This window comes from Chitinophaga solisilvae, from assembly GCF_009928525.1.
Classification (GTDB): domain Bacteria; phylum Bacteroidota; class Bacteroidia; order Chitinophagales; family Chitinophagaceae; genus Chitinophaga; species Chitinophaga solisilvae.
The window spans coordinates 35,054-52,109 of sequence record NZ_JAABOK010000013.1 but is presented as its reverse complement, the minus strand read 5'-3'; the positions used below and the strand labels follow the sequence as shown (position 1 = coordinate 52,109).

The following is a 17,056-nucleotide window of genomic DNA, read 5'->3' as shown; positions in this document are numbered from 1 at the left end:
ACTATCTGCTGCGTGTATACGGTAGGGTTAGCCCTCCCTGCACCGGTGAACATGAAAAATTATAAAATCCGAATTCCATGATGAAGCCGTTGCTCTTCAGTGCACTCTTTCTTTTTACATTGTTACAGGCCATTGCGCAGACATGCCCTGTTATACCGCTGCCGGCTCAATACCAGCCAGGCAGTGAACCCTTCGCACTCAGTAAGCGGACGGCCGTCATCGCTAAAGACGCATCCCTGCAGCCAGTGGCGGCATTTCTCCGGAAACAGCTGCTTCAGCAATATGAATTGCCGGCCGGTAAAGCTACCGCTAATAAAATCATACTGGAACATAACAGTAACGGTGGTCCGGCGGACGCCTATACGCTGCGCATGTCGGAGAATAATATCCGCATCACCGCTGCCGGCCCGGAAGGCGCCTTCAACGCCGTAGCTACCCTGCTGCAACTAACGGCATCGGCTACACGTAAAAAGGACGCCCTCTATATCCCTGCCTGGAATATCGATGATAAGCCTTACTACACCTGGCGCGGACTCATGCTCGATGAATCCCGGCACTTCTTCGGAAAAGAAAAAGTGAAATCCATTCTCGACTGGATGGCCTTCTATAAACTCAACCGCTTCCACTGGCACCTGACGGACGCTCCCGGCTGGAGGCTGGAAATAAAGAAATATCCGCTGCTGACAACCATCGGTGGCATCGGTAATCATCATAATCCGGAAGCTCCCGCTCAATTCTATACACAGGAGGATATCCGGGAAATTGTTGCCTATGCACAAACCAGATACATTACCGTGATCCCGGAAATTGATATGCCCGGCCACGCCAGCGCCGCCAACAGGGCTTACCCTGCCTTCGATGGCGGTGGTACGGAAAAATATCCCTCCTTTACTTTCAACCCCGGCAGGGAAGGCACCTATCAATACCTGGCCAACATACTGCAGGAAACAGATGCACTCTTCCCTTCACAGATGATACACCTCGGCGGCGATGAGGTCACCTTCGGCAATAAAGGCTGGGAGTCAGATACCGGCGTTATCCGGCTGATGCAGTCGCACGGGCTTACTTCCCGCAAGGCGGTGGAAGACTATTTCATTCAGCGTATGGCCGATACCGTTATACGGATGCATAATAAGGTGCTGGCATGGGATGAAGTAGCAACGGCTACTTTGCCGGTCAATCAAACAATTGTCTGCTGGTGGAGGCAGGATAAGCCCGAAAATCTGCGCATGGCGCTGGACAAAGGCTACCAGGTAATATTGTGCCCGCGGTTGCCGTTCTATTTCGATTTTGTGCAGGACAGCTCCCATAAGATAGGCCGCCGCTGGGCGAAAGGAGAACTGAACAATATTCAGTCCGTATACGATTTTGATGCCAGCCGCCTCCCGGCTGCAAAGGACCATAGCAACAATATCCTCGGCGTACAGGCCTGCCTGTGGACGGAAGTAATTACTGATAACCGCCGCCTCGATTTCATGCTGTTCCCCCGCATCTCTGCGCTGGCGGAAACCGCCTGGACAGCCCCGGAGAAAAAGAATGCGGCGCAGTTCTTTCAAAGACTGCAATCACATCTGCAGTTATATCAGCAACATCATTTGTATTATTTCGATATGTCCGCTCCGGACAAACATCCGGAAACCGGTAAGCCTACTAATGAAAAATATATCGACTGATTATTTTCCCTTATCCAGCGCCATCTTCAGCGCCAGTCCGGCAAATATGCTGCCCATAAACCATTTCTGGGCACGTATCCATTTAGGGTTGGCGCTGAACCAGCGCGTAACACCCGCGGCGGAAAAAATAATCAGTGCGTTGACGGAAGCACTCGTGAATACCTGTATGAAACCCAGCTCCAGGCTCTGTACCAGGATAGACCCATACTCCGGTTTAATGAACTGCGGAAAAAGAGACAGATAGAATACGGCAATCTTGGGATTCAGCACACTGGTAAAAAGCCCCATGCTGAACAACCTGAGCGGTGAATCATATTTAAGGGCGGCGCCGGCCTCAAACACGTTTTTCCCTCCCGGCTTTACGGCCTGCCAGGCCAGATATAACAGGTAAATAACCCCGGTCATTTTCAGCGTAGTATATGCATACGGCACCGCCATCAGAATAGTGGTCAGTCCCAGTGATACCAGCAATATATGAAAAAGCATACCACAGGCTACACCGCCCAGAGAGATCATCGCTGCCCTTTTACCCTGGGAAACAGACCTGCTCACCAGATAAATCATATTGGGCCCGGGCGTCAGCACCATCACCAGGGCTGCCAGGAAAAACAGGATTATTTGCTGTAATGGAATCATAGCTGCAGAAAATTTGACCTGCTAAAATAAGCGATGTGACCGTTTACCTTTGCATCATTCTTGTTAAATGATACTTGTTTTACATTTTCTTACCTCGTAAGTGAGTAGCAAAATATTCATCTGATGAAATACCTGCATAATAAAATAATCATTAAAGGAGCAAGGGAGAATAACCTGCAAAATATTTCACTGGAGATACCAAAGAACGAAATCACTGTGTTCACGGGCGTTTCCGGCTCCGGTAAGTCTTCGCTGGTATTCGATACTATCGGGGCGGAATCACAGCGCCAGCTCAATGAAACATTCGACAGCTTCATCCGTCACCGCCTGCCGCACTACGGCCAGCCGGAGGTGGATCGCCTGGAGAATCTGTCTGTGGCCATCATCATTAACCAGAAACGTATCGGCGGCAATGCACGCTCTACCGTAGGTACCATCACAGATATCTACACTTTGCTGCGCCTGCTGTTTTCACGCACAGGCCAGCCTTTCGTTGGATATTCCAATGTATTTTCCTTTAATAATCCGCTGGGGATGTGCCCGCGTTGCGAAGGGCTGGGTAAAGTCAATACCATTGATGTCAGCAAACTGATCGACTATAATGCTTCGCTGAACAGCGGCGCTATCCGCTTTCCCTCGTTTACACCCGGCTCCTGGCGCTGGCTCCGGTATGTGCGTTCCGGATATTTTGATAATGATAAAAAGATAAAGGATTATACGGCGGCAGAAAAAGAGATGCTGTTGTATGCTACGCCGCATAAACCGGAACATCCGCACAAGGACTGGCCCAAAACTGCGTCCTATGAGGGAATTATTCCCCGGTTTGAGAAAAGTTTCCTGAAGCGGGAATCAAAGGAGAACATCCGGAATGCGGAGCAGCTGGCAGGTATTGTGACTACAAGGGAATGCCCGGAATGCCATGGCGGCAGACTGAATCAGAAAATACTTTCGTGCCGGATAAACGGGAAAAATATTGCAGACTGCAGCGCCATGCAGGCGGATGAACTGATCCGCTTTCTGTCCGGCATCAGGGCGTCTAACGTGAAAACCGTGCTGGACGAACTGACCGGCCGCCTGCAGCATGTGGTAGACATTGGCTTGCCATACCTGAATCTGTCGCGGGAAACATCCACACTGTCCGGCGGCGAGTCGCAGCGCATCAAAATGGTCAAACACCTGGGCAGCAGCCTGTCCGGCCTTACCTATATTTTCGATGAACCCAGTATCGGCCTGCATCCCAGCGATGTGCACAAGCTGAATACGCATATGCAGCAGCTGCGCGATAAAGGCAACACATTACTGATTGTGGAACATGACCCTGATGTAATCGCTATTGCAGATCATGTGGTGGATATGGGACCACATGCAGGCAAACACGGGGGAACTGTTGTGTTTGAAGGCACGCTGGCGGGATTGAAAAAATCCGGCAGCCTGACAGGTAAATACCTGTCAAAGCACCCGGAGATAAATACCCATCCGCGGAAACCGATAGGAGAGCTGGTGATTGCCGATGCATCCCTGCATAACCTGAAGCATATAACGGTGAAGATTCCGCGGGGAGTATTCACGGTGGTGACCGGCGTGGCCGGCTCCGGTAAAAGTTCGCTGATTAATCATGTACTGACGCAGCAGTACCCCGAAGTAAAAGTGATAGATCAGCGTGCCCTGCGGGGTTCCAGGCGTTCGCACCTGGCATCTTACACCGGTATTTTTGATCTGATCAGGAAGATGTTTGCGAAGAAGAACGGCGTCAGCGAATCGCTTTTCAGCGCCAATGCGGCGGGCGCATGCCCGGAATGCAGGGGGCTGGGTATCATATCCCTGGATCTTGCTTTTATGGAAGATGTGGAAGAAACCTGTGAAGTATGCGGCGGCAGTGGTTATCAGGCTGCTGTACTGCAGCACCGGCTGCGCGGTAAAAATATCAGCGAGGTATTACAGCTGACGGTAGAAGAAGCCTTATCCTTTTTTACGGCGCCGGAAATTACCGGTGTGCTGGAACGCTTATCCAGAGTAGGTTTGGGATATATCCCCCTGGGCCAGTCGCTGGATACCATTTCCGGCGGTGAGGGCCAGCGTATTAAACTGGCTATCGAGCTGCAGCACCAGGGAGAAATATATGTATATGACGAACCAACTACCGGGCTTCATCTGTCAGACATCGCCAGGCTGATGAAGATATTCGGTGAGATGGTGGATAATGGTAATACGGTCATCGTAATTGAACATAATCTGAATGTGATGTGTCAGGCCGACTGGATTATAGACATCGGGCCGGGAGCAGGCCATCAGGGCGGTACAGTTGTATTTGAAGGTACGCCCCGCGATCTGCTGAAACACCGGCAGTCTGTTACCGGAAAATTCCTGCAGCAATACCTGAAGAACGGATGATGGTTATTTCCTGCCCAGCGTCATCAGCCACTGTCCAAACCGGCTGATCTTTTTCACGCGGCAATTGTGGAAGGTGGCCATCTGCCAGTGATCTTCCCCGTTTTTAATCCACAGGGTAGTATTCACTGACTGGCGGCTTTCCGGTGCTTTCTTCTGCCAGCGGAAACGGATAGCGCCATAGGCAATGACCACAGCTGTTCTGTCATTCAGGAAACGGATTTGTTCTATATGCCCTTCCAGCCTGGCGCCTCTGAAAATAAAGTTGTTCATCAGCTGCTCATGCGTGGTGACATAGGCATCGCGGCCGCGCAGGTGTTCGCCGTTGAAGGTGATATAGTCGCAGTCACTGGTAAGATGATGCGCGGCAGACCTGAAGTTCTGCGTTTCAAAGCAACGGTAAATTTCATTGTTGATCTGTTGAATGGCATTGAATTCGAAAGCAGTATTCATGTCATTTGAATTTACAGACACAAAACTATTCGTCCGGCCATTACGGGAACAGTCGTTTTGGGTTGACGGCCCCGGTTTTTCGGTGAAAGCGGTAAATGTACCGGTAAAAAAACAGTCTGCCGCCTGGCAGACTGTTTACGGCTAAAATATCAGTTCCATTTGTATGTTGCAGCGTTCGTAGGGAGTAGCCCTGCCGGCCACTTTTTGGAATCCTAGTTTGTGATACAGGCTGATGGCGGGTTTCAGCATAGTATTACTCTCCAGATAGATGTTCCGTGCGCCGAGCGCCCGCGCCTGTTCCACGATGGCGCTGCCCAGCAGCCAGCCGATGCTCTTGCCCTGCATACGGGGAGAAACAGCCATCTTGGCCAGTTCATAGTCATAGTCAGGATCCTTCATTTTGATCAGTGCACATACGCCCACCGGCTCTTCTTTGTACAGCGCCACCAGTATGATACCTCCCTTGTCCAGTATATGACTTTTGGGATTGTCCAATGCCTTGTAGTCAGCCGCTTCCATCTTAAAATAAGTGGAGATCCATTCTTCGTTGAGGTCGCGGAAGGCCTGCTGGTATTTACGGCTGTAGGGGACGATAGTGACTTCCTGCCCTTCCCGTTTTTTCTTCTGATCCATGACACGGCGCAGCAGGGAGCGCTGTTCCAGCAGAAACTCCCATTCTCCGATTGCTTCCCACAGGTTGTGGGTGGCTGACGCCGACAGCTCTTCTATGGCGCTGCCTACATCTACGCACTGCTCACTGAGCCGCTGATTCACTTCCCTGCCGGCAGCGGATAAGGTGACCATATTCCGCCGCCCGTCTGATTTATCTTTCTTTTCCTTTACCAGCCCATGCTTTACCATCTCCCTGACAATCTTGCTGACAGACACATGGGAGTGTCCTATCTCTTTTGCAATGGCGGTAATAGTGAGGGCTTCGTTGTTGGCCAGCATATAGAAAACGGGAAACCATTTCGGCTGCAGCCCTACGCCAAACAGTGCATATATCTTTCCGGCGTCTTCCGTGATTTTTTCTGTCAGCAAACGTAGTCTGCTGCCTATGGCCATCTTGCCCGCAGTATCAAAAAAGCTCATATACCATCATTTTATGTAACTAATTATGTAACCAGTTACATAAATATACGCCGCTTTCTTTTTCTGCCAAAAAAATTATGATAACTGGCCGAAACGTACTATCGCTACCAGCATAGCCATAGCAAGCAGTGTCAGGTTGAAGGCCACGGAGTAGTATTCCCGGCGCCTGTAGTGGATAGGAGCAGCCATCACCATAATAGCAGCGAAGCAGGTGGAAGTAAGCGGCGTCAGAAACGGCGCCACATCAATAGCCCAGGGCAGCAGTATACCCACCGCGCCCAGCGTTTCGGTAATGCCTATCAGCCGGATAACGGGGTAAGACAGATTGGCAACACCGGTTTGTCCCATGCTGACCAGCTTCTGCCGCTGCTGTGTGGATTTCATGATGCCGGAATAAACGAAAACAAGTGCCAGCAATCCCTGTAGTGTCCATAATAACGTATTCATATCCTGAATGATTTTATGTCACAAAGTTGCAGACACCGGCAGGTTATTCCTTTGACAATTATCAAAAAGAGAAGTCTGCCCGGATACGGCTCAGCGTCTCCTGTGTAATACCCAGGTAAGAAGCAATGATACCCAGCGGCGCACGTTGTATAATGCCGGGGTGCTGCTCCATCAGCCGGCGGTAACGGTCGCGCGCCGTGGCAAAATGAAGCTCATCGAAACGCTGCTGCATCTGCACCAGCCCCAGACTCACCAGCAGCCGGCCAAAACGTTCTATCTCATGGCTGCTGTCATACAACCGTTGTATATCATCATGCCCGATAGCCCATATAATTGCCGGCTCCAGCAACTCTATACCGCGGATATCCGGCTGCCCGGTAACAAAACTTACAATAGACGTGGCAAATGTGCGCTCCACACTGATCCAGTCCGTCACATCTTTCCCGTCCTTCACATACCAGGTTCTTGTCAGCCCCTTTTCTATGTAGTAGATATATTTGCAGATACTGCCAGGATTTACCAGTACGGTGCCTTTCGGCAGCTCAGACCTTTTCATGACTGAGGCCAGCGCCTCCCGGCTGTCGGCGGATAAAGTGATAAAACTTTTAATGGTTTCAAAGAAATCATTCAGTGCAGGATCGTATGACATATATTTCGTTGTTCGGACATAAAAATACAGCATCCGGTTCATCAGACAGTAACAAATTAGGAGAGAAGATATTAGCTTTACATCATGGATCAGCAACCCTTAGTCAACCAGGAATTAACGATGGAGCGCTTCCCCGGAAAAGGCGGCTGGACATACATCCGTATGCCGCATATTCCTCAGGACAAGCGTAGCTATTTCGGCGCAAAGAAGATACACGGATTTATTGACAGCTATGAATTAAAAGACGGCACCCTGATGCCGATGGGAAAAGGTGTTTTGTTCCTGCCGGTCAAAGCAGATATCCGCAAGCGGATCGGCAAACAGGAAGGCGATATGGTAAAGGTAGTATTATATGCTGCCGCCGATGAGCCGCAGGAAGTGATCCCGGAAGATTTTCTGGAATGTCTCAAAGATGAACCTGCCGCCTGGAAAGCCTTTCAGCAGCTACCGGAAAAAGAACAGCAGGATTGTATCCGCTGGCTCATGGAAGTAAATGTACTCGATGCCCGCATTCAACGGATGGCCACCGCTATCAACAACCTCGCCGCCGGCCTGCCCGCACATCCCACCAAAAAAAACTAGGAAAATTTGAGATTTTATTATTTGAGATTTGGTTATTTAAAATGCAGCGGAGACCAACGCGGATACTCAATTTAAAATTTCGCTTTAGTCTCCGCTGCATTTTAAATAACCAAATCTCAAATAACCAAATATTAAAATTTTTGTGCTGTCTGTGCACTCAGCTTTTTCACGGTTTCCTGTAGGGCAGCAATGGCTTTGTGCTGCTCAATGATATAGAGGGTGAGTTCTTCAATTTTCTGCATCTGCTTTTGCTGCATACTGCCCAGGTCCAGGCCGTCTCTGCTGATTTCTGCTTCAGATGGAATTTCGGGCAGATGCTTTTTTTCACGGATGTGTTGTTCCACATATTCCAGGCTGGGAAGCTGGTAATCTTTATGGAAAACATAATCAGCCCAGTTGGTTGTTACCTTTACTTTATACGCTGTGATGGTGCCTGCAACACCCAGTTCTGACGGGGGAACATTAGTACCGATGCCTACCCGGCCGTTATCAAGTATCGTCAGCCGGGATGCACACAAACCGCCAGGGGTGCATTCTTTCTGGTCATATGCCCAGAACTGCAGGCTGTTGCCATAGGTGCCGGTCATATTATAAATGCTCCAGCGCATGGCCGTTCCGGGAGTGGTTTTAGTGGGATTCAGCAAATGAATAAATCCGCCTACAGGGCCGCCTGCACTGCTGGAAAGCCCGCCGTGCGTATAGATATTACCATTTACTTCCAGTTTGGAAACCGGTTCTATACCGATTCCTACATTGTTGTTTTTTTCTATAATCTGAGAAAAAGCGGGTAGGGACAAAAGGCTGACAGCAGCCACTAATAAGTATTTCATAGTCAAAAGGAGTTGGGTCCGGAATATTTGCAGGTACAAATTAACGCTTCTGTTACAATAACTTTTTTTTACTTGTTGCTTCTTTATCATGTGACGTGAAAAGATAACAATACGGCGTGTATAGGTAAGCGTTAACAAAACAGGAAACGGAACTTTGTGGTAGAAAAATGATTATATGGAACACATCGTTAATAAATTTTTTGCCGCCATGGCGCAGCGTAACCTGGATGATATTTTAGCGCTGATCGCAGATGAAATTGACTGGTACATTCCCGGCAATGAAGCAATAGCGCCCTGGCTGGGCCATCGGTCCACAAAAGCAGCCATAGCAGACTTCTACAGGATGTTATGGAAAAATACGGAAGCGGTGGAAGGGCATATAGATCATTCCTTTACACAGGAAAATGTTAACCTCACCGCCGGCCGTTTTACCACGCGTATGTTACAGACCGGCAAACTATATGAGTCCATTTTCTTTACCTCCATGACCATAGAAAATGATCTCATTGTAAAATACCGTTTGCTGGAAGAAGGATATGGCCTGGTGAAGGCATTGCAGCCATAAAAGATTCGTATTTTAGAGAGATGATAATAGCTCCGGACGACAGCATCGCTTTTTTTGAACAGCTCCGGGAACTGTCTGACCGCCATTGGGCCGGCAGCTCCCTGGATCATGATATCTTCGGCTTCCAGGTACAGCCGGGAACAACATGGAATCCCGGTTTGTCTGCAGCAGAGCTGAAGGCCTTCGAAGCGGCTGTGGGATTCACTTTCCCTGCCCCGCTGCGGCATTTCTATGAGGTCATGAACGGGCTGGATAAGCCCGGCGTAAATATCTACGGCAGCAGCGGGCATACGCCGGCCTATACACCTGTTTTCTATGCTTTTCCTAATGATATGGACCGCATACAGAACCTCCTGCAGTGGATTTATTCGGCTAATAATATCACCGCGGGTCGGCTCAGGGCAGAGGGGATTTCGCGTATCTTCCCTATTTGCGGGCACCGGTTTATGCTGGTGGATGTTCCCGGTAACCCGGTACTGTCTATGTATGGATCCGATATTATCTACTGGACAGATAATATCAGCAAACTGATTGCCACCCACATCTTCCCGGAGCTGGCAGGAAAACCCGCATTTAAACCAACACCGGTTCCCTCCGGAATTAAGTACTGGCTTACACCATAGACGAATGCCTGATATGAGGAATGAATAAAATGAACAGGAGCTTTTAAGCGATTATCGCCTACCTTCAGCAGGTTATAAAACCCTGTTTATGACCCATTCGCTGACCATATTTACCTGGATCACTATCGGCTGCTGGATCCTGTTCTGTAGTTACTGGCTGTTGCTGCGTAATAAAACCAAAGAAAATATTAAAGTAAGAACCGCTAAGGAGCGCTTTATGGGTGCTCTCGGCTATTTCCTCATCTTTTCTTCCCTGTATGCACCTTTGCTGATGACCGGAGGGATCGGCCGCCGCATCCTGCCTGCAGACGTAGTACTGCAAACAGCCGGCGTTGTATTGTGCATAACAGGTATCCTCATCTGCATCTGGTCCCGCTACCTCCTGGGCAAAAACTGGAGCGGCGGTGTAACCGCCAAAAAAGACCATGAACTGGTAATGACAGGGCCTTACCGCTTTGTAAGACACCCCATTTATACCGGCTTCATCACGGCAGTTACCGGCACCACCCTCGTTACCGGCGGCCTCGCCGCCATCATCATGACCCTCATTTTTGCCCTCGGCTTATGCATTAAAATCAACCAGGAAGAAATCCTGCTGAGCAACCTCTTCCCCGAAGCATACACTGCATACCAGCAACATACGAGGAAGCTGATTCCGTTTATCTGGTAAAATATACAGGAATTACGAATTACGAATTGCGAATTACGAATGAGGAGCGAAGATTTAAGCGAAGAAGTTAATTCTTTATCCGCTTAAATCTTCGCTCCTCATTCGTAATTCGCAATTCGTAATTCGTAATTATTCAGATTTAAGTACTTCCACAGGATTCATCATCGCTGCCTTTATGGATTGATAGCTAACGGTAAGGAGTGCTATTCCCAGGGCGCCGCCGCAGATGCTTGCGAGTATCCACCAGGAAATATCGGTACGGTAGTCGTAATGTTGCAGCCACCGGTTCATACAGTAGCAGGCTACAGGAACGGCGATGCTCAGGGCGATGAGTATCAGCAAAGCGAAATCTTTGGTCATCAGCCGCCACAGGTTGAAGATGGATGCGCCCAGTACTTTTCTGACGCCTATTTCCTTTGTACGTTGTTCTGCCATGAAAGAAGCCATGCCAAACAGTCCCAGGCAGCTGATAAAGATAGCCAGTACGGAGAAGAAGCTGGATAGTTTACCGATACGTTGCTCTGTATCGAATTTGATAGCATAATCGTCGTCAGCAAACGTATAAGTGAAGGGAACACCCGGATCGTATTTTCTGAAAATGCTTTCTGCCTGTGCCAGCGCTGCTGTCACAGGTTTGGCAGGATTCAGCCGGATGTTGATAAAGTTAACGTTTTTACTATCCAGCTCAAATATGGTGCGGAATACCGGTTGATAGGGCGATTCCATCACCATGTCTTTTACTACGCCGATCACGGTAAATGGCTGGTTGTCCTTCTTCACGATTTCTCCCACAGGGTTTTTAAGTCCCATAAACTTCACAGCAGTTTCATTCAGTATAATGGCGTTGCTGTCTGTAGTAAAATTACGGGAGAAGTCTCTGCCGGCGATAATCTGCCATTTGATGGTTTGTCCGAAATCGTGGCTGACGTTCAGCACCCCGAAATTACCCTGTGTGCCGGGCTGCATATTTTTCCAGGTATATCCGTTGTTGATCTGACTCAGGCGGGTGGTGGGAGCGGAAGTCACGGCTGCTGCCTGTGCGGCGCCGCTGCCAGTCAGTTCCTGCCGGATAAATTCGAAGTTGTCGTACAGTTTGGGAGTGGCTATCGGGATGGTGATTAATCCTTCCCGGTTATAGGCAGTAGGGCGGTTCCTGGCATATTGTATCTGTTTGAATACTACTGCCGTGCCGGTAATCAGTATAACAGATACAGTAAACTGCAGTACTACCATTGCTTTGCGGGGAACGGCCGCATACCGGCCGGCGCGGAATGTTCCTTTCAGCACTTTGATCGGCTCAAAGGAGGACAGGTAAAATGCCGGATAGCTGCCGGCAATTATTCCGGTGAAAAAAGTAACACCGAAGGCAATGAGCCAGAATAACGGTTGCCGGACAGGGATGCTGACTCTTTTGTCTGCCAGACTGTTGAAAAATGGTAAACTGATATATACTAACAGTAACGCCAGTACGAAACCAACGCAGGCCAGCATCACTGATTCACTCAGAAACTGGGAGATAAGCTGACTGCGGACAGAGCCCACCGCCTTGCGGATACCCACTTCCCTGGCCCTTTTCTCAGAACGCGCGGTGCTCAGGTTCATGAAGTTAATACAGGCCAGCAGCAGCACAAACAGGCCGGTGCCGCCAAAAAGCCAGACAAACTGAATACGTCCGCCGGTATTTTTTCCGTCCTTCCATTCCGAATACAGGTGCCATTTACTCATCGGAAACAGAAATACTTCCGGTTTGAAAGCGGCGTCCTCGGCGCGCACCTTGTGCAGCTTTACATCCTTTATTTTTGCAGATACTTTTTCCAGGTCAGCGTTATCGGCCAGCTGCGCATATGTCTGGGTGAAATTAGAACGCCACGGATTTTCCATTTCCTTTATCCACGGCTGACTGATCAGGTACAATTCCCAGGGCGCTATAAATTCCAGGTCGCCGAAGGACGAATTGTGGGGAAGGTCTTCATATACACCGCTCACTTTTACATCCAGCCTGCCATCCATTTTTACGATTTGGCCAACCGGATCCGTGTCGCCAAACATAGCCCTGGCTGTAGAAGCAGATAACATCACGGAGGAAGGATCCTTTAATCCTCCGCGGGTACCGCTCAGCATCCGGAGGGTAATCATCTCCGGAAAATCAGGTTCAAAGAAATTACCTGTTTTGGAAACCGCGTGGTTGCCTTGAGCCAGAATGTGTTTATCCGGCCACGACGTCATGATTACATGTTTGAAGTCGCTCCCGTATTTATTCCTGATCTCTTCACCCAGCAGATAAGGATTAGCTGTTTGCGTACCAACGTCTCCATTGAAGGTCTGGTGTTGCATCACGGCAACAATGCGGTCATAATTCGCGTGGTGTTTGTTAAAGGTCACTTCATCATAAATCCACAGGCCGATCAGCAACGCCACTGCCAGACCGGTTGATAAGCCGGCAATATTGAGCAGGGAAAAAGTTTTGTTGTTGAGGAGATTCCTCCAGGCAACTTTAGTATGATTCCTTAACATTCCTTACGTGTTTGCAGCTGAACGACAATAATACTGCCATTCCGGAAAGTGGCTACAGTGCCGCATCCTGTATTTTTCTGCAACAGCAGGTGTCCGCTGGCGGACATCTGCTGTCTGAAAATGAACGGATACAGGATAACCGGTGGTGGAAGCAGTAAAAGTTTTTTTAATGTCCGTATGCACATGATAATTATCCGGAAAAATAGTATCTTCAGATAAGTTTGTGTTTTGACGTACCCGATCCATTTGTACCAAAAGCCCGTTCCACGAATCAAAGTACTAATTCCCCCCGAGCTTTATTCATATTGATTTTCCAGCCGGAAAATTTTAAAGAGCATGTTGTAACGATAAAACCATATTGTTTTCCGGTGACCTTGAGCTGAATGGTAAATTCCACTATTGTATCAGCTGGCTGAAAACCCGAACACCTTTTAACCCAAAATCTGAATACATGAAAAAACAATTCTTTATGATTGCCCTGGCCGGATGTGCCATTGTTACTTCCTGTGGTAAACGGGATACTGCCGGTACCCTGGATATGCCGCAGGATAAGCCCTCCACCCGTATTGACTTCACTATTACTGATGGCGTTACAGGCTATGCCATCCCTGAAGCCGCCATTACCGTCAAGGCACCCGACGGAAAAGAAAGCCTGCTGAAAGCCGGAAAGAATGGTACCGTATCATTTCTGGCAGTAAATGGTAAGTTCACATTTACAGTAGGCGGACAAGGATACAACCCGCTGCAGACTTATTTTTCCACCGGAGAAGAGGATGTTATCCGTGCAGGTATTGACCTGGATCCTGTTAATGTTGCTACAGCTGCTGCTGCCAGAACAACGGGCAAAGATATGGTCACTGTGAGCGGATATTTAAGTGATGCGGCCGAACATGCGCCGCTGGCGGATGTGGAATTAAATCTGGGCGCCTATAGCGCCAGAACGGATGCCAGAGGGTTTTTCTCTGTCAGCATACCTGCTGCTGCAGATGAGGTGAACCCGGAGACAAAGCCGGCAACTATTGCTATCAGCGCTGTCAGGCCCGGATATGTAACACATGTGCTGAAGAATTTTTACCTGGTACCCGGCGCCTACACTTTTAAAATGGCAATGCGTACCACTGGATCGTCTGTAAACGGCAGGGCGGGCAATGAAGATGTAGAATATCTGCGGCAAGGCTTATTTGACCGGACAGCAGGTGAATCACTGGAAAGAGACGCTGCTGCTGTTGCAGCAGAAAGCATGACAGGTACGCTTGCGAAAGCCGCTGCATTGAGTTTACCCGCCAGCATCCGGGTGGGGCTCAGCTGCTCCTGTCTTTCCTGCAGCAGCGTAAAGGTGATGAGCCTTGAAGCCTATACGGAGTCTGGTCTTGACAACGAATGGATTTCCAGCTGGAAGGCCGCGTCGCTGCAGGCCGGGGCGGTAGCCTACCGTTCTTATGGCGCCTGGCATGTGCAGCATCCGATAAGAAGCAACTACGATATTTCCAGTACGCCCTGTTCACAAGCCTGGGGCAGTGAAACCGCTTCTTCCACCATTAATGCGGCAAGGGCTACAGCAGGCGTGTATCTGGCAAAAAGCGGTGCCATTTTCAGATCTGAGTATTCTGCTGAAAATAACAATGCCGGCTGCGGAAATGGTTACAGCGGTACGGGCAGCTCCTGGCCCTGTATCTCTGACGCACGCTGCGCAGGCCGTGCTACCAATGGCCATGGAAGAGGAATGTGCCAGTGGGGCTCAAGTTTCTGGGCCAGCGATAAGGACTATCGCTGGATATTGAATCACTATTACAATCCCGGTGGCGTAACAGTACAATAGCATTACAGGTCTTCCCGATAAATGTTGAAATGACAAAACCCGCTGTTATAGCGGGTTTTGTTTGTTTTTTTACGGAAGATTGAGTCAGTGTTTATCTGGCTTCCACTTTCTCCAGCCGGCCTTTTAAAGCGATATTTTCTTTTTTCAGTTCAATCATGTAAAGCGTTAATTCTTCTATTTTCCGCAGTAATATTTCGTTCATCTGACCTACATCCACGCTGCCTTCTTTTTTAACGTCTGCTTCAGAAGGTACGCCAGGCAAGTGTTTGTGGGCGGTAATGAAGTCTGCTACTTCCAGTAGTCCAGGCAGCTTATAGTCGGATTGAAATACATAGTCGGGCCACTCTGTTGTTGTTACTTTTATTTTCTGTGCTTTGATATCTCCGTTCACAGCCAGTTTCGCACCGGGGTTATTGGTACCAATGCCCACATTTCCGTTGGAGGCAATCCGTAATCTCTCTGCACCTGATGTGCCCATAACGATATTCTGAAACATATCCGGCTGAGTGGCAGTATATCCTGACAAATCAATAAAAGACTTGGTGCCCGCATTGGTGCCGCCGCCGGCACTTAACCTCATGAACCCGTCATCGCCGCCATACCATCCCGGGCTGGTTCCCCTGATTTCGCCGGTAATAGTGCCTGGCGCCAGCGCAGGCCGGGGGCCGGCAGAGTTGATAGGAGCATAGATCGTTACGCCTCCGCTGACAGAGAAGATCGTATGCGGGTTAGTAGTACCGATACCAACATAACCGTTGGGTTTAAACGTCATCCAGGGTGCTGCATGTGCAGTAGTAGCGGTAGTATTGCCTCCGATGTATGCGTAGTTCATATTAGATCCGATGGAATACACGCCAAAGCAGGCCATCTTACCGGCATTGCTATGTGTAAAACTGAACTCTCTGGCCCATGATACGGTAGCATCCATATCTAATGAAACGCCGAAAGGATACCCGTTGGAATTGGAAACCCTGATGTTGCCACCATGTACCTGCAGGTAATCTGATGGAGTGGTAATACCAATACCAACCTTGCCGGTTTCCTTGATGACGTTCGTCTGTGCTTTCAGGCCCGCTCCTGCCAGGAGCAGCAAAAGGGATAAATGATACTTCATGTAACTTGTTTATGATTTTATCAATCGGATATATTCAGTAAAGGGAAAATGAGTGCATATGAACCGGTTAACATTCTCCTGCGCAGATGCCTGTACTCTTCATGGTTCCTTCTCCGTAAAGCGAAGTTCTATAAGAAAAATTGTATTCGCTAATATTTTTTGAAGCTGATAATTTTAAACAGGGAAAGATTTTTCCAGCGGGTTCATTTATAAATTAATAGAAACGTAACACAACATCTCTCCGCCTCCTGAAGTCTAACTGATATTTTTGTCCTGACAAATGGTATACATCAGTGGAAACAAAAAGCACAGGACCATCGCGATCAGGAACAGCACTTCAACAGGAGGATGCCGTTACATTCGATCAGGTCTATGCGCAGTATTGGAAGCCTTTGTTGCGTACGGCTTTCCGTATTCTGAAAGATGAACAGGCGGCTGAAGACATTGTTCAGGACACCTTCATCAAGCTGTGGGAACACTGGAACATGCCTCATACAAATATTAAAGGATGGCTGTTTACCACATCCTATCACCTGGTTCTCAAAAAGCTGAAACAGCTGCAGTCCATTGAACGCATTGAGCTGGCAAAATATTCCGAACCCCTTGCCGGAGAAGCAGATGAGTCTATACAAACAAGACAACTACAGCTGGTGGTAGAAGCCTGTGTGGACAACCTGCCCGAACAATGCCGCCGGGTGTACACCATGAGCCGGCATGAAAAATTTTCTATCAGACATATTGCCTTTGAGCTGGGCATTTCTCCGAAAACAGTGGAATACCACATTACTACAGCGCTCCGGCACATACGCCAGCGTATCGGCGGCGCACTCCTGCTGATGCTTTCTCTTTTCGTCTAATCTTTCTTTTAATCTTGTTCACCTGTTTGCCGTTACATTTTTTTAAAAAAAATTGTCTTGCCGGCCAGGGGTAACCGTCTGTTTCCGGATTGTATGTATAGGGCGTATGCCAATACCGGCAAAAACCGGAAAGAAGAAATAGAA

At 48.8% G+C, this 17,056-nt stretch carries 17 protein-coding genes; 9 read left to right on the top strand and 8 right to left on the bottom strand.

All coding sequences use genetic code 11. The features are described 5' to 3' along the window. Nucleotides 1–77: 77 nt before the first annotated feature. A complete protein-coding gene (locus GWG06_RS23790; protein WP_202183106.1) occupies nucleotides 78–1,673 on the top strand; it encodes a beta-N-acetylhexosaminidase in 1,596 nt (531 codons plus the stop codon). Here the strand turns inward: GWG06_RS23790 and GWG06_RS23785 are convergent, their stop codons facing one another. Next, nucleotides 1,674–2,309, bottom strand: coding sequence for a LysE family translocator (locus GWG06_RS23785; RefSeq protein ID WP_160716487.1), 636 nt, complete (start codon nucleotides 2,307–2,309; stop codon nucleotides 1,674–1,676). It abuts the gene before it with no gap. Between the two features lie 123 nt (nucleotides 2,310–2,432). On the opposite strand from GWG06_RS23785, the gene GWG06_RS23780 reads away from it, so the two are divergent. Then, entirely contained in the window at nucleotides 2,433–4,700 is a 2,268-nt protein-coding gene (locus tag GWG06_RS23780; RefSeq protein WP_160716485.1) for an ATP-binding cassette domain-containing protein, read from the top strand. Between the two features lie 3 nt (nucleotides 4,701–4,703). Here GWG06_RS23780 and GWG06_RS23775 read toward each other — a convergent pair whose 3' ends face one another. The 4 genes from GWG06_RS23775 to GWG06_RS23760 form a co-directional block, all read right to left on the bottom strand. Then, entirely contained in the window at nucleotides 4,704–5,150 is a 447-nt protein-coding gene (locus GWG06_RS23775; RefSeq protein ID WP_160716483.1) for an SgcJ/EcaC family oxidoreductase, read from the bottom strand. A 141-nt stretch (nucleotides 5,151–5,291) separates the two neighbouring features. Beyond that, nucleotides 5,292–6,242, bottom strand: a complete 951-nt coding sequence (locus GWG06_RS23770; RefSeq protein ID WP_127038944.1) for a bifunctional helix-turn-helix transcriptional regulator/GNAT family N-acetyltransferase — start codon at nucleotides 6,240–6,242, stop codon at nucleotides 5,292–5,294. Nucleotides 6,243–6,317: 75 nt separating this feature from the next. Further along, on the bottom strand, nucleotides 6,318–6,689 hold the full coding sequence (locus GWG06_RS23765) for a DoxX family protein (protein ID WP_160716481.1): 372 nt from the start codon (nucleotides 6,687–6,689) through the stop codon (nucleotides 6,318–6,320). A 61-nt stretch (nucleotides 6,690–6,750) separates the two neighbouring features. After that, a complete protein-coding gene (locus tag GWG06_RS23760) occupies nucleotides 6,751–7,338 on the bottom strand; it encodes a Crp/Fnr family transcriptional regulator (RefSeq protein WP_160716479.1) in 588 nt (195 codons plus the stop codon). An 84-nt stretch (nucleotides 7,339–7,422) separates the two neighbouring features. Between GWG06_RS23760 and GWG06_RS23755 the strand changes: the two genes are divergently transcribed. Then, on the top strand, nucleotides 7,423–7,920 hold the full coding sequence (locus tag GWG06_RS23755) for a YdeI/OmpD-associated family protein (protein WP_160716477.1): 498 nt from the start codon (nucleotides 7,423–7,425) through the stop codon (nucleotides 7,918–7,920). A 131-nt stretch (nucleotides 7,921–8,051) separates the two neighbouring features. On the opposite strand, the gene GWG06_RS23750 is transcribed toward GWG06_RS23755, so the two are convergent. Continuing rightward, a complete protein-coding gene (locus GWG06_RS23750) occupies nucleotides 8,052–8,750 on the bottom strand; it encodes a hypothetical protein (protein WP_160716475.1) in 699 nt (232 codons plus the stop codon). Nucleotides 8,751–8,925: 175 nt separating this feature from the next. On the opposite strand from GWG06_RS23750, the gene GWG06_RS23745 reads away from it, so the two are divergent. The 3 genes from GWG06_RS23745 (at nucleotide 8,926) to GWG06_RS23735 (ending at nucleotide 10,608) form a co-directional block, all read left to right on the top strand. Then, nucleotides 8,926–9,315, top strand: a complete 390-nt coding sequence (locus GWG06_RS23745; protein ID WP_160716473.1) for a nuclear transport factor 2 family protein — start codon at nucleotides 8,926–8,928, stop codon at nucleotides 9,313–9,315. Nucleotides 9,316–9,335: 20 nt separating this feature from the next. Further along, the gene (locus tag GWG06_RS23740) at nucleotides 9,336–9,938 is read left to right on the top strand and encodes an SMI1/KNR4 family protein (protein WP_160716471.1); all 603 of its coding nucleotides are present in this window, start codon (nucleotides 9,336–9,338) and stop codon (nucleotides 9,936–9,938) included. A gap of 88 nt (nucleotides 9,939–10,026) precedes the next feature. Beyond that, a complete protein-coding gene (locus GWG06_RS23735; RefSeq protein ID WP_127038965.1) occupies nucleotides 10,027–10,608 on the top strand; it encodes a methyltransferase family protein in 582 nt (193 codons plus the stop codon). A gap of 129 nt (nucleotides 10,609–10,737) precedes the next feature. Here the strand turns inward: GWG06_RS23735 and GWG06_RS23730 are convergent, their stop codons facing one another. Beyond that, a complete protein-coding gene (locus GWG06_RS23730) occupies nucleotides 10,738–13,122 on the bottom strand; it encodes an ABC transporter permease (protein ID WP_160716469.1) in 2,385 nt (794 codons plus the stop codon). 11 nt (nucleotides 13,123–13,133) lie between these two features. Between GWG06_RS23730 and GWG06_RS23725 the strand changes: the two genes are divergently transcribed. Both GWG06_RS23725 and GWG06_RS23720 read left to right on the top strand, forming a co-directional pair. Then, nucleotides 13,134–13,280, top strand: coding sequence for a hypothetical protein (locus GWG06_RS23725; protein WP_158631480.1), 147 nt, complete (start codon nucleotides 13,134–13,136; stop codon nucleotides 13,278–13,280). A gap of 293 nt (nucleotides 13,281–13,573) precedes the next feature. After that, the gene (locus GWG06_RS23720; RefSeq protein WP_160716467.1) at nucleotides 13,574–14,941 is read left to right on the top strand and encodes a SpoIID/LytB domain-containing protein; all 1,368 of its coding nucleotides are present in this window, start codon (nucleotides 13,574–13,576) and stop codon (nucleotides 14,939–14,941) included. A gap of 91 nt (nucleotides 14,942–15,032) precedes the next feature. Here the strand turns inward: GWG06_RS23720 and GWG06_RS23715 are convergent, their stop codons facing one another. Next, nucleotides 15,033–16,055 carry a hypothetical protein gene (locus GWG06_RS23715; protein WP_160716465.1) on the bottom strand — a complete coding sequence of 341 codons (1,023 nt, stop codon included), beginning with the start codon at nucleotides 16,053–16,055 and terminating at the stop codon, nucleotides 15,033–15,035. Nucleotides 16,056–16,348: 293 nt separating this feature from the next. On the opposite strand from GWG06_RS23715, the gene GWG06_RS23710 reads away from it, so the two are divergent. Then, a complete protein-coding gene (locus tag GWG06_RS23710) occupies nucleotides 16,349–16,912 on the top strand; it encodes an RNA polymerase sigma-70 factor (protein ID WP_160716463.1) in 564 nt (187 codons plus the stop codon). Nucleotides 16,913–17,056: the final 144 nt, after the last annotated feature.